Source organism: Haemophilus sp. HMSC066A11, from assembly GCF_001811665.1.
Classification (GTDB): Bacteria; Pseudomonadota; Gammaproteobacteria; order Enterobacterales; family Pasteurellaceae; genus Haemophilus; species Haemophilus influenzae.
Map to the genome: position 1 here is coordinate 1 of NZ_KV805859.1, position 1,403 is coordinate 1,403.

At 41.0% G+C, this 1,403-nt stretch carries 1 pseudogene; it reads left to right on the plus strand.

Going from position 1 to position 1,403, the window contains the following annotated elements:
- Positions 1-144: 144 nt before the first annotated feature.
- Positions 145-1,403 (plus strand): annotated as a pseudogene (gene hmw1A, locus HMPREF2813_RS09505) (adhesin Hmw1A); the annotation flags it as partial.

The window sequence follows — 1,403 nt, forward strand, 5'->3', positions numbered from 1 at the left end:
CATCTTTCATCTTTCATCTTTCATCTTTCACATGAAATGATGAACCGAGGGAAGAGAGAAAGAAAGGGGAGGGAAATAAAGAGAGGACTAGATGAACGCAAATGATAAAGTAATTCAATTGTTCAACTAACCTTAGGAGAAAATATGAACAAGATATATCGTCTCAAATTCAGCAAACGCCTGAATGCTTTGGTTGCTGTGTCTGAATTGGCACGGGGTTGTGACCATTCCACAGAAAAAGGCAGCGAAAAACCTGCTCGCATGAAAGTGCGTCACTTAGCGTTAAAGCCACTTTCCGCTATGTTACTATCTTTAGGTGTAACATCTATTCCACAATCTGTTTTAGCAAGCGGCTTACAAGGAATGGATGTAGTACACGGCACAGCCACTATGCAAGTAGATGGTAATAAAACCATTATCCGCAACAGTGTTGACGCTATCATTAATTGGAAACAATTTAACATCGACCAAAATGAAATGGTGCAGTTTTTACAAGAAAACAACAACTCCGCCGTATTCAACCGTGTTACATCTAACCAAATCTCCCAATTAAAAGGGATTTTAGATTCTAACGGACAAGTCTTTTTAATCAACCCAAATGGTATCACAATAGGTAAAGACGCAATTATTAACACTAATGGCTTTACTGCTTCTACGCTAGATATTTCTAACGAAAACATCAAAGCACGTAATTTCACCCTTGAGCAAACCAAGGATAAAGCACTCGCTGAAATCGTGAATCACGGCTTAATTACCGTTGGTAAAGACGGTAGCGTAAACCTTATTGGTGGCAAAGTAAAAAATGAGGGTGTAATTAGCGTAAATGGCGGTAGCATTTCTTTACTTGCAGGGCAAAAAATCACCATCAGCGATATAATAAACCCAACCATTACTTACAGCATTGCCGCGCCTGAAAATGAAGCGGTCAATCTGGGCGATATTTTTGCCAAAGGCGGTAACATTAATGTCCGTGCTGCCACTATTCGAAACCAAGGTAAACTTTCTGCTGATTCTGTAAGCAAAGATAAAAGCGGCAATATTGTTCTTTCCGCCAAAGAAGGTGAAGCGGAGATTGGCGGTGTGATTTCCGCTCAAAATCAACAAGCCAAAGGTGGTAAGTTGATGATTACAGGCGATAAAGTCACATTAAAAACAGGTGCAGTTATCGACCTTTCAGGTAAAGAAGGGGGAGAAACTTACCTTGGCGGTGACGAGCGTGGCGAAGGCAAAAATGGCATTCAATTAGCGAAGAAAACCACTTTAGAAAAAGGCTCAACCATCAATGTATCAGGCAAAGAAAAAGGCGGACGCGCTATTGTGTGGGGCGATATTGCGTTAATTGACGGCAATATTAACGCTCAAGGTAGTGGTGATATCGCTAAAACCGGTGGTTTTGTGGAGAC